Origin of the sequence: Roseibium sp. MMSF_3412 (assembly GCF_030733265.1) — a bacterium.
Classification (GTDB): domain Bacteria; phylum Pseudomonadota; class Alphaproteobacteria; order Rhizobiales; family Stappiaceae; genus Roseibium.
The window spans coordinates 285,007-306,686 of the sequence record NZ_JASHJI010000003.1; the positions used below are offsets into that span (position 1 = coordinate 285,007).

At 59.7% G+C, this 21,680-nt stretch carries 17 protein-coding genes; 9 read left to right on the forward strand and 8 right to left on the reverse strand.

Annotated features, from left to right (window positions below; all coding sequences use genetic code 11):
• Positions 1-11 precede the first annotated feature (11 nt).
• The 4 genes from phnL (at position 12) to phnN (ending at position 3,290) form a co-directional block, all read left to right on the forward strand.
• Positions 12-716: a phosphonate C-P lyase system protein PhnL gene (gene phnL, locus RBB49_RS07600; RefSeq protein ID WP_306142113.1), complete on the forward strand. Its 705-nt coding sequence runs from the start codon at positions 12-14 to the stop codon at positions 714-716.
• 111 nt (positions 717-827) lie between these two features.
• Complete coding sequence (locus tag RBB49_RS07605; protein ID WP_306142114.1) at positions 828-1,577, forward strand: DUF1045 domain-containing protein; 750 nt, start codon at positions 828-830, stop codon at positions 1,575-1,577.
• Positions 1,574-2,719, forward strand: coding sequence for an alpha-D-ribose 1-methylphosphonate 5-triphosphate diphosphatase (locus RBB49_RS07610; RefSeq protein ID WP_306142115.1), 1,146 nt, complete (start codon positions 1,574-1,576; stop codon positions 2,717-2,719). The genes RBB49_RS07605 and RBB49_RS07610 overlap by 4 nt, the downstream gene beginning before the upstream one ends.
• Complete coding sequence (gene phnN / locus RBB49_RS07615; RefSeq protein WP_306142116.1) at positions 2,712-3,290, forward strand: phosphonate metabolism protein/1,5-bisphosphokinase (PRPP-forming) PhnN; 579 nt, start codon at positions 2,712-2,714, stop codon at positions 3,288-3,290. Before RBB49_RS07610 ends, phnN begins: the two co-directional genes overlap by 8 nt.
• A gap of 44 nt (positions 3,291-3,334) precedes the next feature.
• On the opposite strand, the gene RBB49_RS07620 is transcribed toward phnN, so the two are convergent.
• Positions 3,335-4,126: a ChbG/HpnK family deacetylase gene (locus RBB49_RS07620; RefSeq protein ID WP_306142117.1), complete on the reverse strand. Its 792-nt coding sequence runs from the start codon at positions 4,124-4,126 to the stop codon at positions 3,335-3,337.
• Positions 4,127-4,467: 341 nt separating this feature from the next.
• Here RBB49_RS07620 and RBB49_RS07625 point away from each other — a divergent pair, with 341 nt between their 5' ends.
• From RBB49_RS07625 to RBB49_RS07635, 3 genes are all read left to right on the forward strand, one after another.
• Positions 4,468-5,301 carry a hypothetical protein gene (locus RBB49_RS07625; protein ID WP_306142118.1) on the forward strand — a complete coding sequence of 278 codons (834 nt, stop codon included), beginning with the start codon at positions 4,468-4,470 and terminating at the stop codon, positions 5,299-5,301.
• A gap of 605 nt (positions 5,302-5,906) precedes the next feature.
• Complete coding sequence (locus RBB49_RS07630) at positions 5,907-6,275, forward strand: group 1 truncated hemoglobin (protein WP_306142119.1); 369 nt, start codon at positions 5,907-5,909, stop codon at positions 6,273-6,275.
• Positions 6,272-7,330 carry an adenylate/guanylate cyclase domain-containing protein gene (locus tag RBB49_RS07635; RefSeq protein ID WP_306142120.1) on the forward strand — a complete coding sequence of 353 codons (1,059 nt, stop codon included), beginning with the start codon at positions 6,272-6,274 and terminating at the stop codon, positions 7,328-7,330. Before RBB49_RS07630 ends, RBB49_RS07635 begins: the two co-directional genes overlap by 4 nt.
• A gap of 53 nt (positions 7,331-7,383) precedes the next feature.
• Here RBB49_RS07635 and RBB49_RS07640 read toward each other — a convergent pair whose 3' ends face one another.
• The 5 genes from RBB49_RS07640 to RBB49_RS07660 form a co-directional block, all read right to left on the reverse strand.
• Complete coding sequence (locus RBB49_RS07640) at positions 7,384-10,269, reverse strand: AsmA family protein (RefSeq protein WP_306142121.1); 2,886 nt, start codon at positions 10,267-10,269, stop codon at positions 7,384-7,386.
• Between the two features lie 148 nt (positions 10,270-10,417).
• Positions 10,418-11,560 (reverse strand): DUF1513 domain-containing protein, encoded by a 1,143-nt coding sequence (locus RBB49_RS07645; protein ID WP_306142122.1) that lies wholly within the window; start codon positions 11,558-11,560, stop codon positions 10,418-10,420.
• A gap of 3 nt (positions 11,561-11,563) precedes the next feature.
• Positions 11,564-12,640, reverse strand: coding sequence for an imelysin family protein (locus RBB49_RS07650; protein ID WP_306142123.1), 1,077 nt, complete (start codon positions 12,638-12,640; stop codon positions 11,564-11,566).
• Positions 12,641-14,170, reverse strand: coding sequence for a di-heme oxidoredictase family protein (locus RBB49_RS07655; RefSeq protein WP_306142124.1), 1,530 nt, complete (start codon positions 14,168-14,170; stop codon positions 12,641-12,643).
• Positions 14,171-14,256: 86 nt separating this feature from the next.
• Positions 14,257-15,519 carry an imelysin family protein gene (locus RBB49_RS07660; protein ID WP_306142125.1) on the reverse strand — a complete coding sequence of 421 codons (1,263 nt, stop codon included), beginning with the start codon at positions 15,517-15,519 and terminating at the stop codon, positions 14,257-14,259.
• 307 nt (positions 15,520-15,826) lie between these two features.
• On the opposite strand from RBB49_RS07660, the gene RBB49_RS07665 reads away from it, so the two are divergent.
• Together RBB49_RS07665 and RBB49_RS07670 are read left to right on the forward strand one after the other, a co-directional pair.
• Positions 15,827-16,303 carry a TerB family tellurite resistance protein gene (locus RBB49_RS07665; RefSeq protein ID WP_306142126.1) on the forward strand — a complete coding sequence of 159 codons (477 nt, stop codon included), beginning with the start codon at positions 15,827-15,829 and terminating at the stop codon, positions 16,301-16,303.
• Between the two features lie 122 nt (positions 16,304-16,425).
• Positions 16,426-17,181, forward strand: coding sequence for a glutamine amidotransferase (locus tag RBB49_RS07670; RefSeq protein WP_306142127.1), 756 nt, complete (start codon positions 16,426-16,428; stop codon positions 17,179-17,181).
• A 127-nt stretch (positions 17,182-17,308) separates the two neighbouring features.
• Here the strand turns inward: RBB49_RS07670 and RBB49_RS07675 are convergent, their stop codons facing one another.
• Entirely contained in the window at positions 17,309-17,905 is a 597-nt protein-coding gene (locus tag RBB49_RS07675) for a hypothetical protein (protein WP_306142128.1), read from the reverse strand.
• Between the two features lie 192 nt (positions 17,906-18,097).
• On the reverse strand, positions 18,098-21,538 hold the full coding sequence (gene pyc / locus RBB49_RS07680) for a pyruvate carboxylase (RefSeq protein ID WP_306142129.1): 3,441 nt from the start codon (positions 21,536-21,538) through the stop codon (positions 18,098-18,100).
• Positions 21,539-21,680 lie beyond the last annotated feature (142 nt).

Genomic DNA, 21,680 nt, shown 5'->3' on the forward strand with positions numbered 1-21,680 from the left:
GCGAGATATCCATGCCTGTCCGTCTCTATCTCAACGGTGTCTCCAAGTCCTTCACCATGCATCTGCAGGGCGGGACCGTTATCCCCGTGGTCGACAAGGTGGAGTTTTCCGTCAACGCGGGTGAATGCGTTGTTCTCGGTGGTCCATCCGGCGCCGGCAAGAGCTCCATCCTGAAAATGATCTACGGCAATTACCGCTGTGAAACAGGTCAGATCCTGGTCACGATCGGTGACGACATCATCAATGTCGCGGCTTCGGAGCCGCGCGAAGTCCTCAGGCTGCGCGAGGACACGATCGGCTATGTCAGCCAGTTCCTGCGCACCATTCCGCGTGTTTCGGCCGAGGAAGTGGTGGCGGAACCGCTCGTGGCGCAAGGGGCAAGCGAAGCCGAAGCGGTGGAAAAGGCACGCGGCCTGCTTTCCCGGCTGAATGTTCCCGAAAGGCTCTGGACCTTGCCGCCGGCGACCTTTTCCGGCGGGGAACAGCAGCGCGTGAACATCGCGCGCGGCTTCATTGCCCATTACCCGATCCTGTTGCTCGACGAACCGACGGCGTCGCTCGATGCCGCCAACCGGGCTGTTGTTGTGCGTCTGGTCCAGGAAAAGAAGGAACAGGGCGTCGCGATGGTCGGCATTCTCCACGATCAGGATGTGCGCGAGGAAATCGCAGACCGGATCATCGACGTCACCGCATTTGCCTCCGATGAGGCCGCCTGAGCGGAGCCGGAGAAGGAAACAGTTGCAGGTGGGGGCAAACTGTCACAGAACAGTCACCTCCCACCTTTAGGCCAGCCACCTGGCTCTTGAAACAAAACCCGTGATTCTGACATGCGCTACGCGATCTATTTTGCCGCCGATGCTGATGATGCCCTCATGCTGCTGGGCACTGCCTGGTTAGGGCGCGACCCGTTTGCCGCGGCCGATATGGACCAGCCAGCTATCACCGGCATGGACGCGTCCCGATTTCGCGATCTGACGGCGGACCCACGCCGGTATGGCTTCCACGGAACCCTGAAAGCACCTTTTCACCTGAAGACAGGCCTCGACGAAGCCGACCTCGTCGCCGCCTGCCGGGAGTTCGCGGCGGACATCGCCCCTTTCCGCATCGAAGGCCTGAATGTCAACCGGCTCGGGAAATTTCTCGCACTGACCCCGGACCGGCCCCAGCCGGATCTCTCGGCATTCGCAGCGTTGTGTGTCCGACACTTCGAACCTTATCGCGCCCCTCTCTCGGAAGCAGACCTTGAGCGCCGCCGCAAGAGCGGGCTGACCCCGAAGCAGGACAGCTACCTCACCGGCTGGGGCTACCCTTATATTTTCGACGAGCTCCGGTTTCACATGACCTTGTCGAACAAGCTTGAAAACGAGGACGAGGCGAACGCACTTGCGGCAGCGGCAAGGTCTCACTTTTCCGAGGTGACCGGGACGGAACGCCTGTGCGCTTCCTTCGCCCTCTATCAGGAACCGGAGCGCGGCGCTCCGTTTGATGTTCACACCGTGTTTCAGCTGAGCGGCACCACGCCCGTGGGTTCGGCGGAAACTCCATCCGCCCGACCGATCGACAGGAAGAATGCATGACCACCCATCCAAAGGTCTTCAAAAACGCCAGACTGGTTCTTGCCGACGAGGTGATTGACGGCTCCCTGAGCGTGCATGGCGGCGGCACCATTGAAGCTGTCGCAACGCCGAGCAATGTTGACGGACATGACTGCGAGGGCGACTACCTTCTGCCCGGCCTGATCGAGCTGCACACCGATCATCTGGAAACACACTACGCCCCCCGGCCGAAAGTGCGCTGGAACACGGTCTCTGCCGTGCAGGCCCATGATGCCCAGATCGCCTGCGCCGGCATCACCACGGTTTTCGACGCCCTCAGGGTGGGCATGGATGAAGACGCGGACCTGCGTTATTCGGACATGCGTGCCCTGGCCGATGCGATCGAAACAGGCCAGCGCGAACACCGCCTGCGCGCCGATCACTTCATTCACCTGCGCTGTGAAGTCTCCGCGCCGGACGTCCTGAGCGCCTATGAAGTCTTCCAGGAAGATGACAGCATCCGTCTGATTTCGCTGATGGATCACACGCCCGGTCAGCGGCAGTTCGTGTCCCTGAACGCCTACAAGATCTATTACCAGGGCAAGAAAGGTTTCTCCGACGCGGAGATGGACGAATTCATCCGCCGCCGGCAGGCGCGTGCAAGCGGTCTTGCCCCGGACAATCGCAGAAAGTTGTCCGCAATCGCCCAGGAAAAGGGAATTGCGATCGCCAGTCACGACGATGCGACTTTGGACCACGTGGAAGAGGCCGTATCGCTGAAGACACGGATTGCCGAGTTCCCGACTACGCTTGAAGCGGCCAGAGCCTCCCACGAAGCGGGAATGGCGGTTCTGATGGGTGCACCGAACGTCGTGCGCGGCGGCTCGCACTCCGGCAATGTGTCCGCCCGCGAACTGGCGGAAGCAGGATATCTCGATGTGCTTTCGTCCGACTATGTGCCCGTTTCGCTCGTCCAGGCGGCGTTTCAGCTCGCCGAGGAAATCGAGACCATCGATTTGCCGAAGGCTGTTGCCATGGTGACGTCCAGCCCGGCTCGCGCTATCGGGCTGACCGACCGGGGCAGTCTTGCCCCGGGTCTGCGCGCGGACATGATCCAGGTGCGGCTCGTCGGCAATGTACCGATCGTACGCGGTGTCTGGCGCGAGGGCAGACGCGTTGCCTGACGCAGCAACAGAGCCTGAACGGAAACTCGGCCCGGGCCGGATGGTACTGGTTGTCGGCCCGAGCGGGGCCGGCAAGGATACGCTGATGTCCGCGCTCCGCGACAGGCTGAAAGACCGGCAGGACATATACTTCGCCCGCCGGGCGATCACCCGGGAATGCGACCCGGAAGCGGAAGACCACGAAACGCTGACACGCCAAGAGTTCGACAGGCTCGTCACCGACGGTGAAACGGCGCTTTCCTGGGAGGCCCACGGGCTTGGCTATGTCATCCCGAAGACCTATGACGCCTGCATTGCTGCCGGCGACACGGTGATTGCCAACGGTTCAAGACGTGTCCTGCAGCGAGCGGCAGAAAAATACGAAACCGCCATCGTCCTGCTGATCACCGCCCCGGTCGACATTCTTGCAGACCGACTCGCCGCACGCGGGCGCGAAAGCCGGGCAGACATTGAAAAACGCCTGAAACGGGCGGACCTGGAACCGCAGGACGTAGCCAATCTCGTCCGCATCGAGAACACCGGCACCGTTGAACACGGCGTTGACGAAATGCTGACCGCTCTGCGCCTCTGACGAAGCTGTTGCCCTTGGCGGTTTCCCGTACCGCGAAGCGCCCTTCAAAGATCCCTGTAGCTGATCAGTTCGATGCCAAGGCGGTCAATCTCACGCCTGACCGCCGGGCTTGTGAGCGCTTCCAGACAGCTGACCCGATCCGCAAGGACATCCTCGTATCCCGGATGGCCGAGCGCTGACAACTCGCCGCAATCAACCGCCGGGTGATCGATGAAAACATGCGTTCCGGGCGCAAGGCCGCCCAGCGCCTCGACAAAGGATGATATGCGAACGCTGCTGTCTCTCGGATAGGCCGGGTAGGGGCTGAACCTTGGAAGTCCATGACAGAACGGATCGTCCACAAGTCCGAACTCGGCGCAGAGCCCGGCGACAACGTCTCCCAGTCGCGGATCGAAATCCGCAAGATGCCGCACCATGTGGCAACTGACATGCGAAGCCTGCGGAAAGAGAGCGACCCCCATCTTGATCTGGGCTCTCAATTCTGCGGTGATCTCTTCGATGTTCCATTGCCGATTGCTCAGAGCAGGCCGGTCGTCGTTAGGCCGGTCCTGCAACAGCGGCAGGAAACAGCCGCTCCGGTCAACAAGTCCCGGTGCATGGGTCAGCGGTCGCCATTTCATGGCATCCCATTCGCTGGTCAGCGTCAGATGAATGCCGATGTCGATGTCGGGACGGTCCGCGAAAAGTCGTGCCGCATCCGTCACCCAGGCGCAGGGCATCATGACTTCAACGCTGCGCGCAATCCCGTCGGCGCAGGCGTTCAGGCATCCGTGGTTGGACGCCCAGCAGGAGCCTGCGTCATCGGCCCGCACAAGCAATCTGGTTTTGTCTGGCACTGTAAAAAGTCTCGGTTCGAGTTGAGGAGATCAAAGCACACTCCGCTCTGCCTGTGCGGATTGTCTTTGCCATGAATCGCCGCACCCGAACAAAACAGCCCATCGCGCGTTCCATTCTCCGGCCGGGTCTGAACAGGGGTCTTGCGGCTCCAGGGCCCGATTCCGGTATTGTGGGCGCACTGAATGTGATAGCATTGGCTCATTGTGCTTAGTCATTTTTTACCGAGGTCATAACGCACCCCCTGGCGCCATTTGCCCTGACGCCGTGATTGTTCCGGCAAAGCGATATGCGCCAGTCGACCGCAAAATCCGGTCATCATCCCTATTTGTGGAGTGTTACATTGCCAGAAGCATTTTCTCTTCCCTACGAGTATGTCGACCACCTCATTAAGCCGGGACTGCAAACCGGAGCCGGACCCGTGGCCCTGAACCAGTATCTTTGTAAAAACCAGAAGAACGGCGGCAATGACGGTGCGACCAGTTTCTACAAGAATTTTCGCTGGATTAAGAACGAGTACGGGATGTCGCTGCACAAGCATGTCGGCGGCAAAAACATCGATCTTGCCTGGAAGGGCCAGGGAAACGACCAGACCTTCATTGCAATCTGGAACTTCATGCTGAACAACAAGGACCTCCTTGACAAGTACAAGGTCGAAGTCTGCGGCCGCACCCACAGCGACGGCACCAAGGACGTCAAGGCAACCGGCAAGATCAAACGCATGTATTTCGACAAGATGTCCGACCGGGCGGCCCTGCAGCAAATGGTGCAGGACCGGTTCTTCGGCATGGACTGCATCGGGTTCGTCCAGAACTTCATGATCTGGGTCGGGGAGCGCGCGGACTACCAGGCGGTCGAACCGCGGAAATATCCCACGCATGTCTGCAAGATCAACATTGACGACATCAAGGAGGTCAAGCCGCTCGATTTCATGGTCTGGAATGGACATGTCGCTCTCGTGGACTGGGTCTGGAAGCAACTCGACGACAACAGTGCACACATCGACATGTGCCAGAGTTCCAGCGGCGGGCCTCAATGCAATGAGTATGTTGTTCTGAAGCAGACCAACGGAAAAGGTATCAACGGCGGCCGGGAATTCACCATTTCCTCCGGCACACCGACACCACCCGTGCGTGGCCACTTCACGATCTGGCGAAGGGAAGGGTTCTGGTACTGATCGTGCGCTGTCAGCGCAGTGCAGATGAACCAGAAGGCACAACGCGCAGCTACACCACTCCAACGCGGAATGTAATCACATGACCGCATGAGTGCGTCGTTGAAGGGGGTCCACAATTGCCGTCCCATTGCGCAATCATCCCCTTCAACGGCCCTGCCCGGCCAACCTGAGAGTGCCCTAGGTGATGGTCTCATAAATGAGGCCGAAATGGTTTGAGATGGCTTGCTTCTCATCAAGGCGCGGAAGCGCAGGAAATGGGGTTCATTTTCAAGCCTTTCGCAACGCGGAGGAGGCGCAAGCCGGTCAAATCCGAAGGACATGGAAATGGCTTCACCCCGTTGCGTCAGCGTGCTTGACCGGGCAGGAAGCCCGCTCCGCACACCCTTCCTGACGGGATTTCGCCATTTCGCATGCCATTTCATTCTCATTTATGAGTCCATCACCTAGTGTCAAAAGGCTTTCTTCATGCAAGCAAGAGAAATTGATGAATATTTGGGCAAGGTCAAAAATCTACAACTAAAAATCCAAAAGACTTTTCTTTGCGTGCACACTCGCCTAGTCTGATTTTCTTTAAGGCAAGTCGCTAACTTTTGAGTATCCCAGGCATGTCCAAGGCACTTTTCGACAAATACGGCGGCTTCAAATCTATTAGCCGTATTGTAATGGACTTCTACGACAAGGTGCTCGACTCTGATCGGATCGGCGACTTTTTCGACGGCATCGACATGCCGAAGCTGATCGACCATCAGACCAAGTTCATTTCAGCGCTCCTCGGCGGCCCCGTCTCCTATTCGGACGAACGTCTGCGGCGCGCACACGCATCGCTCGATCTGACCCACGAGGACTTCGACGAGATCCGATTGCTCCTGAGCGAGACCTTGTCCGAGCACGGCTTTTCGCCCCAGGACATCGACAAGGTCATGATCGAAATCGAAGCGCGGCGGACGAGCATCCTCGCAACGGGCATGTCATGAGCATCACGGCCATCAACCAGCAGCTCCTGCGCGCGATCGGTGTCGGTATCGCTGTGGTGCGCGGCGACGATCTCCAGTTCCTGTTCAGCAACGGCCCGTTTGCCGAGTGGTTCGGAAAACCCGAAGCCGGAGCATCACTTCAGGAGGTGCTTCCCGATATCGATGTTGATGACGTCCGCTCCGCGATGGAACAGACCGGGCGCTTCAATGGCGAGATTTCAGTCAAGCTGAAGCGGCGCACCCTCGTGATCGCCTTGTCCATTTCGAGCACCGATGCGGAAGCCAGTGACCTTCTTGTGGTGGAATGCCAGAACATCACGCGCATCCGCGAACTGGAATCCATGATCGACAGCTATTCTTCAATGGTTGAACGCAACACGCGGGAACTGGAACGCGAGAAGGAGCGTGTCGAGCGCCTTTTGTTGAACCTCATGCCGCGCACTGTCTACGAGGAGTTCAAGACCTTCGGTGTGGTCACGCCCCAGCTTTACGAAAGCGTCTCGGTCGTCATGCTGGATTTCGTCAATTTCACCAAGTTCGCGGCGAACCATGACCCAACGGTGACCCTGGGCGAACTCAACGATATCTTCACCGCCTTCGACCGCATTGCCGAACAGTTCGGCTGTGAGCGGATCAAGACCATAGGCGACGCCTACCTGGCCGTCGCCGGCATGCCGGAACCGTCGCCGGATCACATGCGCGCGGTCGCCAATTGCGCGGTCCGCTTTATTCGCTACCTCGAACGCCGCAATCAGAGCCACCAGTACAAGTGGGAAGCGCGCATCGGTCTTGGCACCGGCTCGGCAGTGGGATCGGTCGTCGGCATTCAGAAATACGTCTATGACGTTTTCGGCTCAGCGGTGAACCTCGCGGCCAGGCTTCAGGCCTTTGCCAACCCGATGTGTGTTGTTGCGCCCGATTCGATGAAGGAATTCCTGGTCGAGGAGTTTCATCTCGACGACCTCGGCAAACAGGAAGTGCGCAGTTTCGGGGAAATGCGGCTGATGCGCGTCAACCCCGGCATAGAGCTGTCGCGCATGACGGGAAGGTTCTGACGGCTTTCCGGCTGCGGGCATCAGCTTCAACGGCAGAGCCCGGCAACCGGCAATCAGTTGTCGTCTTCCTTTTTCTTCCGGCCCAGAACACTGCCGAGCAATCCCGGCGGCAATCCGAACCCTTCTTCCACCGCCTGCAGCACTTCCTGGTCGTCGACCTCGCCGTCGATCACTTTCTGGACGTCGATCTGCGTCCTCCCGCCGGTTGCCCTGCGGATGGTTTCGTTGGCCGTTTCCACAAGTTCCTGGGGCGCATCCTTGTTGCCCTGAAGGAACGACATCAGCTCGCCACCGGTTTCCTGAAGCTGCTTGTAGGCTGCCTCCGGGTCCTTGAGAATCCCGGCAATGTCCGGATAGATCTGCGGATCGTTCCACGATCCCTTGATCACGATCGGAACTCCGAGCCCGGCCATTTTCTTGTCCTCGCCCTTGCGGCGCGGCATTGGCGGCTGCCCTTCAAGTGTGGGGACGATATTCGGTTCGACACGCCAGTCGAGGCTTTGGGCGGGAAGGTCCGTGGTTCCGCTGCCGGTCATGCGCATCAGCGGCCCGACCATCGCGAGATCGTCCGTGCGCGCAATGCCGTTCTCGATCCGGAAGGATGCGCTCAGGGAACTGAAGTCCGTTTTTTCCGACGGATTGTCCTGCCAGCCAAGCAGGGTCTCGACCGACAGCCCGCGCACCATTTTCGGAATGTTGATACCCCGGATCGCACCATCCGCGAATTCGTAGCTGGCAGTCCCGCCGAGTCCCTCGACCAGTGCGAGTTGCGACCCGCCGCTGGATGTCACATCGAGATTGATAGCCGTGTTGCCCTCGATCCATTCAAAGTTGGCAGCATCGCGCAGCAGCGGATAGGCACTCAGACCCGACAGCGAGAACCGTGCGGCAAGCTTCGGTACTTGCGCTGTCCCGTCAAGCGTGACCGAGCCGTTGCCGGTCCCTTCGTAGAGCGCCAGCTTCTCAAGATCGGCGGTTAGCACGCCATTTTCGATCTTTGCGGCCAGGCTGCTTTCATCGATCTTGATTTCGTTCCAGCGGATCTGGCCGGCCGTAACCTTGAAATCGACATCGACCGCCTGCAGCCCTGAGAAGTCGATCGCTTCGCTGCTCCAGCCGGCCGGGCTGGATTGCCTTGCGTCACCGCCTCCGCTGCCGCCACCAGCAGTGCCCGAACCACCGTTTCCGCCGGACGCGTTCGGCGCGTCACCCAGATAGGGATCGAGAACCAGTTCGCGCAGCGCAAGTCGCGCCGTCACTTTCGGCTTGCCGCCAAGGGCGATGCGCCCATTCGCTTCGCCGCTCGTTTCATCAAGCGTGAAACGGGTTTCCTCAAACGAAATCGCATCCGGCTGAATTCCGAAGATGCCCGAGGCCTTGAACGTCTTGAGGCCTCCGCCTGCCCCCAGCGGCTGTCCAAGCCATGCCATGAGACCACGCAGATCGGCCGTATCGACATTGACAGCCCCATCGATATTTGCGGGCAGCGCAACCTGGCCTGCAAAACCTGCACTCACCCTGTTCCCCTTCAGGGAAACAGAGACAGGCGCGGCGTTTCCGGCCAGCAGGCTCGCCGTATCCGCTTCGCCGGTCACGCTGAAGGCTTCTCCGCGCCAGGAAACCGCGCCGCCGAGAGAAATTGGATTTTCAAGGCCCTGCAGCTCAAGATCGAGCGCAAGATTGGTCAGCCGGTCCGCCTCCGCATCGCCGACCGTCTCCGCGAGACCCAGCCCCCCTATTTCACCATCGGAGATCGATACGGAGCCGTTCATGTCGAGCCCGGCCACAAGTTCCGCACCTGTCAGCCCGACTGTTTCAAAGGCGAGATCGGCGCTTAAGTTACCGCTTGCGGGCAGATCCCGGCCCGCCAGCATCAAGAGGTCCTTGATCGACCCGTCTTTCAGGACGATGCGGCCGGACACCTCGGGAACGAGCCCGGAAAGATCCGCATCGGCGGCACCGCCGAGCGACAGTTGACCGAGTTCCAAATGAAGATCGGCAACGGAAACGGCAGCCTCGGTTCCTGACAGTTTCGCATCGAGCGCATAAGCGCCAGGGTCGGCATCGATCGCCTGTCCGGCCAGGGCCGCCAGGGCCTTGAGCGACGGTCCGGCAGCCGTTATCTCAAGCTGCGTGCGAACCGGTTCGAGCCCGGCCTGCCCCGAAACGGCAAATGTGTTCTCGCCCGTCGACACCGTCAGATCCAGAGGCACCTGGTCGCCCGTCGCCATGCCGAGCGGATTCTCCAGACCGCCCGCTACGCTGATCGGAATGTCCTGAAGCACAAAGCTCGACGTCAGGTTCACCTTTCCGGACAGATCCGGGGCAGAGAGCGTGAGATCCAGATCGCTGATCTCTATCGGTTCTTCCTGTGCCGCGTCCTTGTAGGTGACGGTGCCGCCGGTGATCTCAAGGCTGTCCACGCCAATGCTTTTCAGATAACTGCCGGACCCGGTATTTCCGTCGGCCGCGCCCGTTTGTGCAACCGTTCCGGCGTTGCCCTGATCCGCCGGCACCGCGGTATCCGTGCTTCCTTCCGAAAGGCCCAACTCACGGCGCGGTTCCCAACTTGTTGATCCGTCGGAACCGACTTCGAGAAAGATGTTCGGATTGTCCAGGCTGATGCCCGTGACCTTTATGTTGCCCGAAATCAATCCACCCCAGGCAAGACCGAATTCCATCCGGTCCGCGTTCGCGAACTCGATGCCGTCGGCACCCGCTTCACCGGACAGACCGATGTCCTGCGCTTCCAGCGTGAAACCGGGAAAAAGGGACAGAGAGACGGGACCGTCCAGCCGAACACGCCAGCCAAGGCGCTTGTCCACCTGTTCGACCACCTGACGTTTGATCTCGTCCTTGGGCAGGAACAGGGGAACGATCAGGACGATCGCCACCAGCATGATCACCAGACTGCCCAGCCCGATCAAAAGACGTCGCATTTTTGAGCGTCTCCTTTCGCGAATCGGCTCCAATGTAGACCAAACGGCCGTTCATCCACACCCACACTGCACCCTGAATTTGACAAAAGCAGGAAACAGATGAAATTCGCAACAGCGCAGCGCCGGTGATCGACGGATTTCAAGCGATTCAGGAAATTGCCACCAGGTGATTGTCCCAGGCAAAACCGGGTGGGCGCGACAAAACCTCAGAGGATGCGCCCGGCTCAAGGACATAGGAGACCCCGCCATTGCCGTCCGATATCAGAAAACTGCCCTGATCGGCAGGTGCGACACCACATCCGTCCGGAATGGACTGTGCTCCAAGGAAGTCGCCTGATACAGCGTTCCAGAACAGGGTATGCCCGCCCCGGGGCGCGGAGGTGGCGATCACGTCGCCCGTTGAGTTGGCCGCGACCGAACCAATGTAATTCTCCAGTTTGCCGGCAAGATGCGCGGGAATCTCCGTTAACTTCGGCACATCGTCTTGCGTGAAAACGGCAACGAGAGGCGGTGCATCCGAGGCCGCGCCCTCATATTGGCCACCGACCCACGCCCGCCCCTTTTGATCGAGCGCCATGTGCCGCAATGACAATTGATGCAGCGAGCCATCCAGCTGATGCCGGACCACAAGGTCGCCGCTCTCAGCATCAACGAAAACCACCGACGGCTGCATTGTCTCCAGGTTGAGCTTTTCCCGGGCACGGTCAGGGTGGGTTTCTATCCCGCCATTGGCGATCACCAGCATCGTTCCGTCGGCGGACAGCGCGATATCGTGCGGGCCGATACCGTGGGTCGGAAATTCACCGATCCTTCGCACCAGTTCCCCGCTGACATCATAGACGCCGACGACACCGCGTACGGCCTCAAAGTCGTTCTCGACCGCGTAAAGGAGCCGGCCGTCGGCCGAGTAGCATCCATGCCCGTAAAAGTGCCGGCCCGGCTCTGCAACCAGCACCAGGGGCTCCCGGTCTTCGAAAGGCCGAACCAGGAGCGCAAATGTTCCAGGCCGGCGTGCAAATGCGACGAACCTCCGCCGGTCGGGTGAAACAGCAATGCCATGACCCCGGCCAGGCAGCGTTATCCGGGCAAGAACCTGGCCGTAGTCGTCCAGCAGGCCTATCCCGAAACTGCCGTCCGCCAACTTGTAGGCGCTGGCGAACAGCCTGGCATCGTCACCCGCAGTCTTCTCCAGAAGGCTTGCCGCAAGCGTCGAGCCGGAAAAAGCAGGCGCGGCTGCCCATCCGCCAAGCGCTGTCAGGAAACCCCGGCGTGAAATTGCCGTCAAGCCCATCACCTAGTCTCCGTCGAGGGCATTGAACCCTCCGGCAAGGCCAAGAGCGCCGGCAACGCCGTCAACCATCAGCTCTTGAATGGACGAGAGTGTGATCGAAAGAGCCGTGACACGATTGTAGTTTCCGGTGTTCGCAAAAGACTTGCGCAGAGGTGTTTCGAGCGCGGCGAGATAGTTTCCGGCATTTTTGAACTCGAAACCCAGCGTATCCAGGGTCCATTGATCCGCCGGGGACATCAGGGGTTTAAGATCCATGCTGACGAGCGCGTCGTGAATGCCGTCCAGCTCTCCCGTGAGATAAACAACACTGTTGCCCGAGCGGGAAAACGGAAACCGACGGGGCTTTGCCTTGTCTTCCGATTTTCCGAGTGCCGGGATGAGGTCCTGATCCTTGGCGATCGTGACGCCCGTTGCCAGCGCGTTGTAAACCACCTCGATAGCCTCAGTCGCCGTCCGGTACCTTGCGTTTTCCGGTCCGGCAGACAGCAGTTGCCGGCTGTAGCCGTCCGGATTGGCCCAGCCGGTGGCTGTCGCTTCTGCGATCTGAGCAACGTTCCCGGCTATGGCGAGCGCATAACCACAGGTATAGTCCGTGTTTTCACCGGAACGTCCGAGAACAACATCGGTGTCCTTGTCAAAGGCAATGAGTTCCAAGGCCGTCAGGCTTTGCACGGCAACGCTTTTCTGTGCAAGGCTCTGAGCGGAAAGCACGCTCGTATCTTTGGATGCATACAGCTTTCTGATTTGCCGCTGCGCCCGGCCGCGTGGATCCGGCCGGAAGGACAGACGGCTGAGCCTGTCATTGTCGAGCAGCGGGCCGAAGCGCAGGAACTGAATGCGCGAAAAGTCCCGCACAGCATCGGAAAACACGTCTTTGAACGCTTCGATACGCGCGTCGTCGCTCTCCGCGCAAACAGCAGAAACAGCGTCGGGCAGGTCGGCGGCACTTTCCGCGAACGCCGCCGTTGCCGGACGGATATAGCCGGTTATCACGTTTTCAAGCGGTTGCTTGAAGTCTGCCGCGTCTGCGGCTGACACGCCAATCAGCAACACGGTCAATCCCAGGGCCAAATGATTCATCTAAAGCGACTCCAGAAATCGGATCAGTGCATTACGGTGTTCCGGCGGCATGTCCACGACCTTGTCACGGGCTTCTTGCGCTTCGCCGCCATGCCATAACACGGCTTCAAGCAGATTGCGCGCACGGCCGTCGTGAAGAAACCGCGTGTGGTTGTTCACGGTTTCCGTCAGGCCTATGCCCCAAAGCGGCGGCGTCCGCCATTCGCGCCCGTTGGCGTCTCCGACCGGTCGGTGATCGGCAAGCCCTTCACCCATGTCATGCAGCAGGAGATCGGTATAGGGCCAGATCAGTTGAAACCTGTGCGCCGGATTGTCCGCGTTCCGGCTGGTGACAAATTTCGGCTGATGGCAGGCGACACAGCCGGTTTCGTAGAAGACCTGCTTGCCCAGCAATACGTCCGGATCGTCAACATCGCGGCGCATCGGCACGGCAAGGTTTTCCGAATAGAAAGTGACAAGATCCATGACCGGATCGGGCGCTTCGGAAACGCCAAGATCCGCCTGCTCGCCATGCGGCATGGCCCTGCAGTCGGATTGTCGCTCGGTGCAGTCACCGAAATTGAACGGCAGATCGGGCGAGCTGATGCCGATATCGCCCAGAAAAGCGCCAGCCGTCTGCGTTCGGATCGTCGGATTGGACGCCTTCCAGCCGAACCTGCCGACGGCGAGATCCCCGGTGGCCGGATCGCGCACACGGCTGACTTTTCCCGAAATACCGTCGCTGTCGAGATCGTCCGGGTCCGCCAGCGCTTGGATGTCTCCCGGGTGAATCGCCTGCAGGAGCCCCAGTCCGATCATTGGCGGTGCAATGCGCGGCGAGATCAGGGTGTCCGGATGCATGTCGCCAAACCCCAGATCGCGGATCCTGTAGACGGGTTTTTGCAGCACTGCCGCCTCACCCCCGCTGAGCGGAACGGCAATATCCTCGGTTTCGATATCGAAACGGCCTTCACCAGGCAGCCCCTGAACCGCAAAGGCCTGAAACTGGCCGCCATAGGTCGGCTCGGGCACACGCAGGATTTCCTTTAAGGCCAGCGCGGCCTTCTGTTCGTCCGTTTCGGGCGGAATGGAAAGCCTCAGGAACAGCGAGACCGCTTTTTCCCCCGGCAGCGGCGGCCGCCCGCGCCCGTCCTTCAGGTGACATCCCTGGCATGAACGCGCGTTGTAGAGCGGACCGAGCCCGTCTGAAGCCCGCGTCGACGATGGCGAAGAGGTCCAGAGCTTTTTGAAAAGGCCATTGCCGACCTTGAAGTCGTGCTGCTCTTCGAAGGTGAGATTGGCGTTGGAATGAGAAAAGGCGTCCCGGTTCGGACGGCGGGTCGAGGTCCCTGCCCCGCCTTGCATCGGCTCGAAACGTTCCGGTGTCTCGAAATCCGCAGGTGCGGTGAGAACCTTCGAGATTTTGGCCTTGTCGCTCGCACTCAGATCGTCCCGGTGCGAAAAAACGTCATCTGCGGCAGCCGGACTGGCGGCAAGACTTAAGCAAAACAGGGCGCTGAAAAGCGCCGCCAACCGGGGCTCCAGTGTCATAGTCGCATCCTGATTGTGGTCCGCGAGCCCCAATTCGCAGATCGGAACAGGCGTCAGGCGGCCTATATCCGCCTGACGCCGGGTCTTTATTCGAAAACGGCGCCCGGATTGTCGAGGCTGTCCGAACCTTCAAACGCGATCTCGTCCAGGCCGAGCACCTTGACGACACGCTCGATCGAGGCGGTCTGGTCGACCAGGGCGTCGACAGCGGCCTGAACCACCGCATTGCCCTCTTCGTTGCCCTCGCCAATCATCTGATCGTAGGCTTCACCGCTGTCCGCGCGCGCTTTCATGACCTCGAAGGCGGCCAGTGTCGCATCGAGCTTCGTTTTCATTTCCTTGGCAAGTGCCGGGTCTTTTTCAGCAACGAGATCTGCAAGGGATGCACCGGCGACATTGTTGCCGAGCGGGCTTGCATAGGAGCCGAAATAGACGTTGCGAATGCCGATCACATCGTTGAGATGCGACATGTGCGTGTTGTCCGCGAAGCAGTCATGCTCTTCTTCCGGATCGTGCAGCAGCAGACCGAGCTTGATGCGCTCGCCGGCGAGTTCTCCGTAGGAAAGGGAACCCATGCCGGTCAGGATTGTCGCAAGACCGCCATTCTCACCCTTTGCTGCCAGTTCTTCGCGGGCCGCTCCGCCCGGCTCCCACGCCGCAGCCATTTCTTCCAGGTCGGAAATCAGCAGATCGGTGACCGCCTGCAGATACTGGATCCGGCGCTCGCAATTGCCGCCCGTGCAGTTGGCCGGGTCGAAATCGGTTGCAGGACGTGCGCCGGCGCCCGGGCCGGTGCCGTTGAGGTCCTGTCCCCAGAGCATGAATTCGATGGCGTGGTATCCGGTGACCACGTTGGCTTCGACTTCACCGGCTTCCTGCAGCTGATCTGCCAGGAGAGAGGAGGTGATGTTGCCGGCATCGATCGTCTCGCCGCCCGCCTTCAGGGACGGATTGGCGATCAGGTTTGCGGCGTAGAACGGGTTTTCTTCCGATTCTTCGCCGTAGGACGCGTCGACATAGTCGATCAGGCCTTCGTCGAGCGGCCAGGCATTCACCTTGCCTTCCCAATCATCCACGATGGCGTTGCCGAAACGGTAGGCTTCGGTCTGCTGGTAGGGGTTGCGCGCTTCGATCCATGCGGACCGCGCTTCTTCAAGGTTTGCCTCGGTCGGTTCGGCAAGAAAGGTGTCGATCGCACCCTTCAAGGTTTTGGCGGTTGCCAGGGAATCCGCGTAGCTCGCCTGTGCGACATCGCCGTAGGTCGACAGGATATCGGCGGGAGCTGCCGCCAACACAGGTGTGGTCAGCATGGCCGCTGCGGTCAGCAGCCCAGCCTTGAGTGATGTCATGGGTTTATCCCCTTTCAATGCAACCGGAGACACGAAACACCGCCCCGTTTATTTGCAAAAAATCTGAATTGAACTGCGCCGGGAGCAACCGGTGCTCTGAGGGTGTAACCATTTCATGAGGGTAATTGTCAAGTTTAAAATATAGAAAAATCAATACTTTAGAATGATTCAAAAAAGATGAGTAGAAAATACCAGATTATATTCCCACTTTGGGTTCATCAGTGATTTTAACAAGTCTTTGATGCTCAAGTGGGAATGGTATAGCTATGGGAAGCCAAGGCGGGATGCCGAAGACAGGAAGAAAAACATGCTGAACGCGCTCAAGAGTTTCGTCCGGGAGATCACCTTTGGTGACAGCGGCAAGAAAACCTTTGCGGAAGACGACAAGCGTCTGGCTGCGGCTGCCCTGTTGTTCCATCTTGTCGATATCGACGGCGTCATCGAGGAAAGTGAAAGCGCGAAGCTGAGGGAAATTCTGCAGCAGCATTACGAACTCACCGACAAGGAAACGTCCGAACTGATCGCAGCTGCGCGGCAGCGGGACGAGGAAGCCGTTGATCTCTACGGGTTCACCTCGGTCCTGAAACGAACCACTGACGAGGCCGAACGGCTGGCCATCGTGGAGATGATGTGGGAGATCGTCTATGCGGACGGTCACGTTCACGAATTTGAAGACAACACGATCTGGCGCGTCGCCGAACTCCTCGGCGTCTCGACACGGGATCGCATGACCCTTCGTCACAAGGTGGCCCAGACCGCACCGGAGGACGAAGAGGGCGCATAGGAAAAATTGACAAGCCCTGATGCGCGAGAAATCACCCTATGTTTTTCTGGTTTCAGCGTTTTCTTTGAACTAGCGGTGCAACGGGGCTCGATTTTTCCGGCGCGCTCCCTCATATTTGTGTCATGAGATTTCAATCCAGCCCGGTGACCGGCCCTTCCAAGGTTCTTATCGTCCTGCATCAGGAGACATCGTCTCCCGGCCGCGTTGGCCAGGAACTGGTGAAGCGCGGTTTCACCCTTGATATCCGCAAGCCCCGTTTTGGCGACACGCTGCCTGACACGATGGCCGATCACGCCGGCGCGGTGATCTTCGGCGGCCCGATGAGCGCAAACGATCCCGACGGTTTCGTTCACAAGGAGATCGACTGGATCAAGGTTCCTCTCAAGGAGGAAAAACCGTTCCTGGGGATTTGCCTCGGCGCCCAGATGATGGTCAAGCATCTCGGCGGGACCGTTGCCGGACACCGGGACGAGCTTGTCGAGATCGGTTATTATCCGCTGAGGCCGACATCAGCCGGCAAGGATCTGATGAACTGGCCCGACAAAGTCTATCAATGGCATCGGGAGGGTTTCGATTGTCCACGGGGCGCGGAACTGCTTGCCTCCGGCCCGACCTATCCCAACCAGGCGATCCGCGTCGGCCCGGCCGCATACGGCATCCAGTTTCATCCTGAGCTGACGCATCAGATGATGGTCAAGTGGACCACCAAGGCAGCGCCCCGCATGGAACTTCCCGGCGCGCAGCAACGCCGCGATCACTTCGCCGGCCGCTTCGTCTACGATCCGGCGGTCAGGCGATGGCTGAACGATTTCCTCGACATCTGGATCGGCACGGCGGCAGTACCGGTGACCCGTACGCAGCTGAAGGCGGCAGAGTAGACCAACGCTGAAATCCTTGTCCGGCTCTGCGCCGGTCTGGGTGATCCGCAATTTGCAATATCAGCGTCGCTTGACAAAAACGGGGTGTCCGCCACCCCGCTCTTTTCTTTGACGACCGGCTGCCCGGCTACTTGATCCGCGCGTCCTCGACGGGATAGCCGAGGCCGCCCTGTTCCCCGAAATTCTCAAGATGGCATTCGCTGCAGGCGCTGATCACGTTGACCGCCTGCGGAGACCCGTTCGGTGCCACCATCATGTAATACCAGTCGCCGGTTTCCGGTGATGTGCCCGCGGCAACCTTCTCCATCAGGAAGAGCGGCCCCCTGGTAACCTTGCCGTCATCGTTGACAGCAAAGGACTCCTTGGCGATCCGGGTCCCGGCGGGAACCACCACGTTCTCCGGTTTGTATTTCAGGTATTCGTCAGCCCCGATCGAATTCACGTAGGTCATCAGGAACCGGCCGCCGTGGAACCCCGGCGCTGCCGGAAAGGCACTGGCCTTTGTCCATCCCGGATAGTCCTTCACGAAGTCTTCCGGTATCCAGCGCTTTGCGCCCTTTTGATATCCGGCCTGCAAATCGTCTTTCAGACAATCGTAGACCCCCTCGGCTTCCGCCCCGGTCAGTTCGTAGCCCGGTTTCTGGACATCGCACGCCGCATGAGCTGCGGTCGTCAAAACAAGGGATGCAATCGCACCGCCCAGCCAAACAGGTAGCTTCCTCATTGTTCTCTCCCTTAGCTAACGCCTCCTTTCGGAGGCCTGGCCGGAAGAGTGTCGGCGCTGACAACGCGGAACGACAATTCACATGACAGGTGATCGCATGTGAAAACGCGTGATTGGCAGGATTTTCAGAATAAAATTCAAGTAAATAGCGGGCAGATCGCACCAAAGTGCGACCTGCTCACCTTTGCTCGATCAGTCCTCGAAGACCACGAGAAGATCTTTTGCATCGATCTGCGCGCCTGGCGTGACCAGAACTTCCTTGATCTTGCCGTCTCTTTCGGCATGAAGCGCTGTTTCCATTTTCATCGCTTCAATGGAGACCAGCACGTCACCGGCCGTGACGTCCTGTCCGGTGGCGATGGCCACCGTGGAGATCACGCCCGGCATCGGCGCGCCGACGTGAGCGCTATTGCCGTCTTCCGCCTTGCGCATTGCCGCGGCACCCGTCGCGCCATGCGCCCGGTCCGGCACCTTGACGTTGCGGGGCTGGCCATTGAGTTCAAAGAAGACTTTCTTTTCGCCCTTTTCGTCCGTTTCCCCGATAGCCTGGCAACGCACGACCAGTGTCTTTCCGGGTTCAAGGTCGACAAAGACCTCTTCGCCCGCTTCCAGCCCGTAGAAATAGACGGGCGTCGGCAGAACCGAGGTCGGTCCGTATTGCTGCTGCGCCTTGTCGAAATCGGTAAAGACCTTGGGATACATCAGGTAGGAGGCCAGATCGATATTGTCGATGTCACGCCCGACTGCCTCACCGGCTGTTGTCCGTTCCGCGTCGAGGTCCGCGTCATCGAGAAGCGATCCGGGACGCACGGTGATCGGCGTCTCACCCTTGAGCACTTTCGACTGCAGTGCCGTCGGCCATCCGCCCGGCGACTGTCCGAGATCGCCATGCAGCATCTTCACGACACTGTCCGGAAAGGCGACGTCCTTGGCCGGATCCTCGACCTCCGAAACGGACAGACCCTGGCTGACCATCATCAGCGCCATGTCGCCGACCACCTTGGAAGACGGTGTTACCTTGACGATGTCGCCGAACATCATGTTGACGTCGGCATAGGCCTGGGCGACCTCGTGCCAGCGGGTTTCAAGGCCAAGCGAGCGCGCTTGTTCCTTGAGGTTGGTGAACTGGCCACCCGGCATTTCGTGCAGGTAGACTTCCGATGCGCCAAAGCGCAGGTCGCTCTCGAACGCGCGATACTGCGTGCGCACGGCTTCCCAATAGAAGGAAATCTGGCGGATCGTCTTCGCGTCGAGACCGGTGTCGCGGTCACTGCCCCTGAGGGCCTCGACGATTGAGCCCAGGCACGGCTGCGAAGTCAGCCCCGAAAGGGCGTCCATCGCGGCATCGACCGCATCCGCTCCGGCCTCCACAGCCGCCAGAACGGTCGCCGCCGCGATGCCGGAGGTGTCGTGCGTGTGGAAGTGGATCGGAAGACCCGATTCCTCCTTCAGCGCCTTGATGAGAACCCTGGCAGCCTCCGGCTTCAGCAGTCCTGCCATATCCTTGATCCCGAGGATATGCGCGCCCGCTGCTTCCAGCTCCTTGGCAAGGCCGACATAGTATTTCAGGTCGTATTTCGGCCGGGCACTGTCCAGCATGTCCCCGGTGTAGCAAAGCACGCCTTCGCAAAGCTTGTTCGCTTCCTGCACCGCATCCATCGACACGCGCATGTTTTCGACCCAGTTGAGACAGTCGAACACGCGGAACAGATCGATCCCGTTTTCCGCCGCTTCCTTGACGAAGAACTTGACGACATTGTCGGGATAATTCGTGTAACCGACACCGTTGGAGCCGCGCAGCAGCATCTGCAGCAGAATGTTCGGTGCCTTTTCCCGGATGTGATGCAGCCGTTCCCACGGACTTTCGGTCAGGAACCGCATGGCGACGTCAAAGGTCGCCCCGCCCCAGCACTCCAGAGAGAACAGTGTCGGCAGGCCGACCGCATAGGCATCGGCGATATTGACGATGTCGTGGGTCCGCATGCGCGTTGCCAGCAGCGACTGGTGACCGTCACGCATCGTGGTGTCGGTGATCAGCGCGCGCTTCTGGTCCTTCATCCAGTCGGCGAAGCCCTTTGGACCGAGCGCATCGAGAAGCTGCCGGGTGCCCTCCGGTTTGTCGTCGCCGAAATCCGGCACCACCGGCGCGGCGACATCCTTGGGCGGGCGCACCCGGTTCTTCGTTTCCGGGTGCCCGTTGACCGAAACGTCGGCGATATAGGTCAGGAGCTTGGTTGCCCGGTCCTGCCGCTTGGTCTGTTCAAACAGCGCCGGCGTCTCGTCGATGAACCGGGTCGTGTAGTTGTTCGCCCGGAAATCCGCATGATCGATGATGTTTTCCAGGAACACCAGATTGGTTGCGACACCACGGATACGGAACTCGCGCAAGGCGCGGTCCATGCGCTTGCGCGCGTCTTCCGCCGTTGGCGCCCAGGCCGTGACCTTCTCCAGAAGCGGATCGTAGAAGCGGGTGATCACCGCACCTGAATAGGCGGTGCCGCCGTCAAGGCGAATGCCGAAACCGGTCGCCCCCCGATAGGCGGTGATGCGGCCGTAATCGGGAATGAAGTTCTGTTCCGGGTCTTCCGTCGTGATCCGGCATTGCAGGGCATGACCGTTGAGGCGGATTTTCTCCTGCACCGGCACACCGCTTTCCGGCGTGCCGATCTTGGCGCCTTCCGCGATGTGGATCTGTGCCTGTACGATATCGATCCCGGTGACTTCCTCGGTGACCGTATGCTCCACCTGCACGCGCGGGTTCACCTCGATGAAGTAGATGGAGCCGGTATCCGCATCCATCAGGAATTCGACCGTGCCCGCGCCCCGGTAGTTGACCGCACGGCCGATCTTCAGACCGTATTCGCACAGCTCCATGCGTTTTGCTTCGTCGAGATAGGGAGCCGGTGCGCGCTCGACCACTTTCTGATGCCGCCGCTGGATGGAGCAGTCGCGTTCGAACAGGTGCACGACATTGTCGCCGTCCCCAAGGATCTGCACCTCGACATGGCGCGCCCGCTGCACCAGCTTTTCCAGGTAGATTTCATCCTTGCCGAACGCAGCCTTGGCCTCGCGTTTCGCCGCGAGCACTTCCTTTTCGAGCGTTGCCTGATCCGGGATCACGCGCATCCCGCGGCCACCGCCGCCCCAGGACGCCTTCAGCATCACCGGATAGCCGATCTCAAGCGCCTGGCTCTTGATCTCTTCCATGTCGTCGGGAAGCGGCTCGGTCGCCGGCATCACCGGCACACCGGCTTCGATCGCCAGATTACGCGCGGCGACCTTGTTGCCGAGCCGCCGCATCGTGTCGGACTTCGGACCGATGAAGGTAATTCCCGCCGCTTCACACGCATCCACGAATTCCGGGCTTTCGGACAGGAGCCCATAGCCGGGGTGAATGGCATCCGCCCCGGCGTGCCTGGCGACACGAATGATTTCTTCGATGGAAAGATAGGCCTCGATCGGTCCAAGGCCCTTGCCGACCTGGTAGGCCTCGTCCGCCTTGAACCGGTGCAGGGCAAGCTTGTCCTGTTCCGCATAGATCGCGACGGTCTTCAGCCCGAGTTCATTGGCGGCCCGAAACACCCGGATTGCAATTTCCGATCTGTTCGCAACGAGAATCTTAGTGATCGCCAAACGCCTTCTCCCCCATCTATTCGGAACGGCAAGTCTGATTTTGGAACGTTTTCTACTTTGGTCGCACGCACTTGAAAAGGGGCAGAAAGGGTGTCCTTTTCTTAACTTGGAAAATAATTTTGCGGCCGGGCAGGTAAGCTGC